At 65.3% G+C, this 6,000-nt stretch carries 6 protein-coding genes; 5 read left to right on the plus strand and 1 reads right to left on the minus strand.

Translation table 11 applies throughout. The annotated features are described in order from the left end of the window. Positions 1–62: 62 nt before the first annotated feature. Complete coding sequence (locus ACQR3U_RS11890; RefSeq protein WP_006552646.1) at positions 63–569, plus strand: VOC family protein; 507 nt, start codon at positions 63–65, stop codon at positions 567–569. A gap of 92 nt (positions 570–661) precedes the next feature. On the opposite strand, the gene ACQR3U_RS11895 is transcribed toward ACQR3U_RS11890, so the two are convergent. Then, a complete protein-coding gene (locus ACQR3U_RS11895; protein ID WP_230810548.1) occupies positions 662–1,084 on the minus strand; it encodes a hypothetical protein in 423 nt (140 codons plus the stop codon). A gap of 100 nt (positions 1,085–1,184) precedes the next feature. Here ACQR3U_RS11895 and ACQR3U_RS11900 point away from each other — a divergent pair, with 100 nt between their 5' ends. The 4 genes from ACQR3U_RS11900 (at position 1,185) to ACQR3U_RS11915 (ending at position 5,234) form a co-directional block, all read left to right on the plus strand. Beyond that, positions 1,185–1,427, plus strand: a complete 243-nt coding sequence (locus ACQR3U_RS11900; RefSeq protein WP_006552644.1) for a DUF2630 family protein — start codon at positions 1,185–1,187, stop codon at positions 1,425–1,427. Positions 1,428–1,833: 406 nt separating this feature from the next. Beyond that, positions 1,834–2,397: an alkyl hydroperoxide reductase subunit C gene (gene ahpC / locus ACQR3U_RS11905; RefSeq protein WP_006552642.1), complete on the plus strand. Its 564-nt coding sequence runs from the start codon at positions 1,834–1,836 to the stop codon at positions 2,395–2,397. A gap of 146 nt (positions 2,398–2,543) precedes the next feature. Further along, positions 2,544–4,139: an alkyl hydroperoxide reductase subunit F gene (gene ahpF, locus ACQR3U_RS11910; RefSeq protein WP_230810547.1), complete on the plus strand. Its 1,596-nt coding sequence runs from the start codon at positions 2,544–2,546 to the stop codon at positions 4,137–4,139. A gap of 207 nt (positions 4,140–4,346) precedes the next feature. Further along, a complete protein-coding gene (locus tag ACQR3U_RS11915; RefSeq protein WP_220666585.1) occupies positions 4,347–5,234 on the plus strand; it encodes a hypothetical protein in 888 nt (295 codons plus the stop codon). Positions 5,235–6,000 lie beyond the last annotated feature (766 nt).

Genomic DNA, 6,000 nt, shown 5'->3' on the forward strand with positions numbered 1-6,000 from the left:
AACGCAACTAGTTGGGATCATCCTGGTTGAGAAAGCAACCACATCGGAAAGAAGGTGGATCGATGATCGCCGACGAGCAGCAGCGCTACGAAGAATTCGAGCGTCGGCGTGCACTCATCCGCGACGCACACCTGAAGCCTGCCGACGCGCGCCCGCAGTCGTCGGCGCGGGGGCTGCACCACACTGCGCTGATCAGCAGCGACGTCGAACGGACCGTGCGCTTCTACCAGGATCTCCTCGAGTTCCCGCTGACGGAGCTGATCGAGAACCGCGACTATCCCGGCTCCTCGCACTTCTTCTTCGACATCGGCAACGGCAATCTGCTGGCTTTCTTCGACTTCCCCGGTCTCGACGTCGGCCCCTATCAGGAGGTCTTCGGCGGTCTGCACCACATCGCGATCAGCGTCGCCCTTCCCGCCTGGGAACGCTTGCGCGACAAGCTGATCGACGCAGGTGTCGAGCTCGTCGAACACAGCGACGTCTCGCTGTACTTCCGCGACCCCGACGGAGCCCGCCTCGAACTCATCGCCGACCCGCTCGGCGAGATGTACGGCTCGAAGGTGCTCTAGCGCGAAGTTCTAGCACGGGGTAAGGGGAGGTTGTGTGCGTGTCCGTCTACCGGACACGCACACAACCTCCCCTTCGTCTGTTCGCCGAACTCCTACTCGACGATCGGGAAGATCGACTCCCCGTCCTCGGGGGCGCCGCTGATCTGGCCGCGGTCGACACGCGAATCCTGCACGATCACCCCGTCGACCTCGTCGGCGAGTTTCGAGTCCTCGGGGGCGCCGGTGGTGGCGTCGTCGATCACCTCGTCGACGTCCTCGGTGAGCTCGTCCTGCGGTGTCGCCGCGACAGGCTTGTCCAGCGGCTCGGAGGGTTCGACGTCGGGTTCCTCCTCGGCGAGGCGCTGGTCCAGCGACTCGCCTTCTTGCTCTTCACGCTGGGTCGTTCCGAACTTGTCGGCGCCGCTCCAGTCCTCGGGCGGGTCGACGACCTCGTCGCCGTCGTCGTTCCGCACTTCGTCGGCGTCGAGGCCTTCGCTGGGGCTGAGGGTGTCGCCGGGACCGTCTTCGATGCTCATGTCGAGGAGATACCCGGCCGGCCCGGTGCGAAACCGGCGGCGGTTTCACTCCTGCCGGATGAGGCTATGCCGACGGAACACCACATCGAGGGAGTTTCCCATGGACGAGAACGAACTCTTCCAGCACATCGAGAAGCTGGTGGACGAAGAGAAGACACTGCGCTCACGAACCGGCGCGGACGGTCCGAGCGACGAGGACCTGCAGCGGCTGGCCGCTGTCGAGAAGAGGCTCGACCAGTGCTGGGACCTGCTGCGGCAGCGTCGCGCGAAGGCCGAGTTCGGCGACGACCCGGACGACGCCCAGGCGCGGCCGGTCGACGAGGTCGAGTCCTACCGACAGTAGGGCGCCGACGGTGGGTCGACCGTTCTGCTTCGGCGACGAACTGTGGCCGGGTAGTTCGGCGTTCAGCACGTCGAAGTGCTCGGCGAGGTGCGGGACGAGGGTGGAGAAGTCGTCCATCGTGGCGCCGATCCCGTGCAGGAGGGGTAGGGGTTCACCGGATCCGGTGCGGCGGTAGCTCGGTCGTGAGTGCATCGGTTCCATCTTTCCCTTCCGGACGGGCCGGAGTGCTCTGTCGCAAAGGCTGTGTGTTCTGTCACATTCGTGAGGAAGGAAAAGCAACGACCTGGCCGAATGCCGTGTTATAGCCCTTGCTTATCGAATTTCTAGAAACTATCGATTGGCACAATTAATGGTTCGCGGATAACGTCGAAGCCGTCAACCCCATCGAGACGAGTGAGGTTTCTACATGTCGCTGATCAACAAGAAGATCAAGCCCTTCAAGGCCGAGGCTTTCAAGGACGGCGCCTTCGTGACCGTGTCCGACGAGGACATCAAGGGCAAGTGGGCGATCTTCTTCTTCTACCCCGCAGACTTCACGTTCGTCTGCCCGACGGAGCTCGGCGACCTCGCGGACCACTACGAGGAGCTGCAGAAGCTCGGCGTCGAGGTCTTCTCCGTCTCGACCGACACGCACTTCACGCACAAGGCATGGCACGGCTCGTCCGAGACCATCGGCAAGATCAAGTACGCCATGATCGGTGACCCGACCCTGCAGATCAGCACCGACTTCGAGGTCCTCCGTGAGGACCAGGGCCTCGCCGATCGCGGCACCTTCCTGGTCGACCCGGACGGCGTCGTCCAGTTCACCGAGGTCACCGCTGAAGGCATCGGCCGCAACGCCGCCGAGCTCGTTCGCAAGGTCAAGGCTGCTCAGTACGTCCGCAGCCATCCGGGCGAGGTCTGCCCGGCCAAGTGGGAAGAGGGCGACGACACCCTCGCTCCGTCGCTGGAGCTCGTCGGCAAGATCTGATTCGTCGACGGAAATTCGTTCCGGTGGCACGGGATCGAACGTCCCGTGCCACCGGGCACCGTCCGGGTCCGCTCGGCTCGAGCTGAGAAGTTCGCCGACTCCCCTCTCTTCCGGTCACAGTTCTTCCACCTCTGGAGTGAATCCTCATGCTCGACGCCTCCCTCGCCGCCCAGTTGAAGTCCCTTCTCGAAAAGGTCACCCAGCCGATCGAGCTCGTGTCGTCCCTCGACGACCGGCCGAAGTCGAAGGAACTCGCCGATCTCCTCGATCAGATCGCCGGCATGTCCGATCTGGTCACCCATGTGCGCGACGGTGAAGCCACCCGTCGCCCCTCCTTCCTGATCCGCCGGGTCGGCACCGACATCGCGGTCGAGTTCGCGGGCATCCCGCTCGGCCACGAGTTCACCTCCCTCGTGCTCGCCCTGCTGCAGGTCGGCGGCCACCCCTCGAAGGAGGCCGTGGAGCTGCTCGAGCAGGTGCGCGACCTCGAGGGCGACTTCCACTTCGAGACCTACTTCTCACTGTCGTGCCAGAACTGCCCCGACGTGGTGCAGGCCCTGAACGTGATGTGTGTGACCAACTCGCGCATCAAGCACACCGCGATCGAAGGCTCGCTCTTCCAGGACGAAGTCGACGCACGCCAGGTGATGGCAGTGCCGACCGTCTTCCTCAACGGTGAGCTGTTCGGCTCCGGACGCATGAACCTCGAGCAGATCGTCGGCAAGCTCGACAGCGGTTCCGCCGAGCGCACCGCCGCCGCGATCAGCGAGAAGGATCCCTTCGACGTCCTCGTCGTCGGTGGCGGCCCCGCCGGCGCGACTGCCGCGATCTACGCCTCCCGCAAGGGAATCCGCACCGGCGTTCTCGCCGAGCGCTTCGGTGGCCAGGTGCTCGACACCATGGCCATCGAGAACTTCTCCTCCGTCCCCTACACGGAGGGCCCGAAATTCGCTGCCGAGCTCGAGAACCACGTCCGCCAGTACGACGTCGACATCATGAACGTCCAGAAGGCCTCGAAGCTCACCCCGGCCCCCACCGAGGGCGGCCTCGTCGAGGTCGAGCTCGAGAGCGGCGCCCGGTTGCTTTCGCGCAGCGTCGTTCTCGCGACCGGTGCCCGCTGGCGCGCGATGAACGTGCCGGGCGAGCAGGAGTACCGCAACAAGGGCGTCACCTACTGCCCGCACTGCGACGGCCCGCTGTTCAAGGGCAAGCGCGTCGCGGTCATCGGTGGCGGTAACTCCGGTGTGGAGGCCGCGATCGACCTCGCCGGCGTCGTCGCCCACGTGACCCTCATCGAGTTCGACTCGGTCCTGCGCGCCGACGAGGTGCTGCAGCGCAAGCTCCGCAGCCTGCCCAACGTCGACATCATCGTCAGCGCCCTCACCGCCGAGGTCCTCGGCGACGGTTCGAAGGTCACCGGCCTGACCTACACCGACCGCACCACCGACGAGTCGCGCACCCTCGAGCTCGACGGCGTGTTCGTCCAGATCGGTCTGCTGCCGAACACCGAATGGCTCACCGGCACGGTCGAACTCAGCCCGCGCGGCGAGATCGTCGTCGACGACCACGGCCGCACCTCGGTGCCCGGCGTGTTCGCCGCCGGCGACTGCACGACCGTCCCGTACAAGCAGATCATCGTCTCCGCAGGTGCGGGTGCGACGGCCGCGCTCGGCGCGTTCGACCACCTCATCCGCACGAGCGCCCCGGCCCAGGCCGAGGAAGCGGTCGCCGCGACCGTCTAGGCGTCACTGCAGCCCTGTGGCCGTCACCCCTTCCGGGTGGCGGCCACGTTGCTTCCTCGGGGAGGTTGTTGTCGAAGATTCTGCGGAAATCGCCCATATCCTCCCCCCAATTCACCCAGCACAGGCATTGACGCGCTCTTTACCCCGGCGCTTCACTGAAATGCGTACGTGTGTCCCCATCGCGACGGTGTCCCAGGAGGTCGACCTATGCGTAGCACACGGAAGTCCGAACGGTGGCGCAGACGCGAAGGACGCCTGTATCGCAGAGCCGCCACGGCGGTGGCGCTCATGGGACTGGTCGCCCTGTGGGTGAATCCCGCGGCGTCGGCGGACGAGTCCACGGGATTCTCGCTTCCCTTCTCCGGAGCACCGGCCTACGAGCATCTGGCGCCGACGCAGGTCACCGACCCGTCCCGGTTGCACGCTCCGCTCGGTCGGGAATGGGCCGAGGACATCGCCCGGCAGATCGGGCTGAAGCCGGAAGATGCGTTGTCCGAGCAGCAGGCCCGTGATTTCACCACCGGCGGGGGAGTGGGCGGCAGCAAGGAGGCCGCCGAGATCATCCAGGGTTCCATCGACATCCTCATCAATACGACCGGCCACCCCCTGTACTCCGACGTGAACGGTGTCTCAACCCCGACGGTGCTGGGCAGTTACGGCCTCTACGTGACGCCCGACGGGATGCTGCAGAGCCCGGCCAACGCGTCGGCGCCGACGAGGCAGGTGAACACACTCATCGCGCCCGGCGGGTACGTCGACACCTGGCTGCGGAACAACGACGCGACGGACACGCTGGTGGCGCTGTACCGGTCGGCGTACCCGATCGAAGCGACCTTCGGTTTCGCGGCGCAACAGATATCCGGCGCCGCACAGCTGGTCACCAATACGAAGGGCGACGTCGTCTCGACCGTCGGCATGTCGATGGCGCCACCGCTGTGGATCGTGAACTTCGCTCTCATCTACGCCGTGAGCCCTTCCCTCGCGGCCGCGATGCCGGCCTACTGGGCTCCCATCCCGCCCGAGGTTGCCGAGGCCATCGAGGCGAGCCCCACGGGTCAGGTGCCCTACGCCGATTACGCGTCGTACCTCCAGTGAACTTCGGGGAGCCGCGCGTACCTCGAAGGCTGCCGGTAGGGCTGTCGAGGTAGGTGTTGTTGTCGAAGAACGCGGGAAAATCGACAACAACGTCGGCCCCGATACGACGAACGCCCCGCATACGACCGAAGCCCCGACCGTGTGGTCGGGGCTTCGTGTGAGAGCCGATGACGGGAATCGAACCCGCGTATTCAGCTTGGGAAAGTGTTTCGGACAGGACCGGAATAGTACTGCCGTAGTACCATATCGGTACTAAAATAGCAGGTAGAGATGGATAAATGACGTCCCATTGCCGACCGGGTGCCGCTCCCGCGTCAGCGGTTGATTACCGGCTGCAGAGGTACCACCGAGGTACAGCGGGGAAGCTGGCACAGGGGCGGGGCTGCCCGTAGCCTGGCTGCAACGGGCAGTGCCCGTACCCGCACCCCCGGCACCCGGTCGGGATCAGCGGTCCGTAGTGCAAGTTCCACCTTCGCGGTCGTGCCGCGCCGCATTCTTCCTTCAGTTCGGTCGGAGACCGGCTTACGAATCAGGCGCAGTGCCCTGGCTCATCCCGCCCGTTTCATCACGCCGAATTGGAGCGATCTATGAACACCCTCATTTCCCAGCTGTACGCCTTCGGTGGCGACAGCGGCCAGGGCTACGCCACCGAAGGTGACGTGCTGGTTGTCGACCGTCGCGTAATTCCCCAGGGGTTTCCGTCATGGAATTCCCCATGTCCGGGTGTGCTGAGTCGAGGGTAGCCGGGCCGGTGCCCGGGTTGGTT

The organism is Rhodococcus sp. IEGM1339 (assembly GCF_050321925.1).
In the GTDB taxonomy this organism is placed as follows: domain Bacteria; phylum Actinomycetota; class Actinomycetes; order Mycobacteriales; family Mycobacteriaceae; genus Rhodococcus; species Rhodococcus pyridinivorans.

Bases quoted from the DNA above. Each gene is read 5' to 3' on its own strand.
- ACQR3U_RS11890 (WP_006552646.1), top strand. From the start codon at position 63: ATGATCGCCGACGAGCAGCAGCGCTACGAAGAATTCGAGCGTCGGCGT.
- ACQR3U_RS11895 (WP_230810548.1), bottom strand. From the start codon at position 1,084: ATGAGCATCGAAGACGGTCCCGGCGACACCCTCAGCCCCAGCGAAGGC.
- ACQR3U_RS11900 (WP_006552644.1), top strand. From the start codon at position 1,185: ATGGACGAGAACGAACTCTTCCAGCACATCGAGAAGCTGGTGGACGAA.
- ahpC (WP_006552642.1), top strand. From the start codon at position 1,834: ATGTCGCTGATCAACAAGAAGATCAAGCCCTTCAAGGCCGAGGCTTTC.
- ahpF (WP_230810547.1), top strand. From the start codon at position 2,544: ATGCTCGACGCCTCCCTCGCCGCCCAGTTGAAGTCCCTTCTCGAAAAG.
- ACQR3U_RS11915 (WP_220666585.1), top strand. From the start codon at position 4,347: ATGCGTAGCACACGGAAGTCCGAACGGTGGCGCAGACGCGAAGGACGC.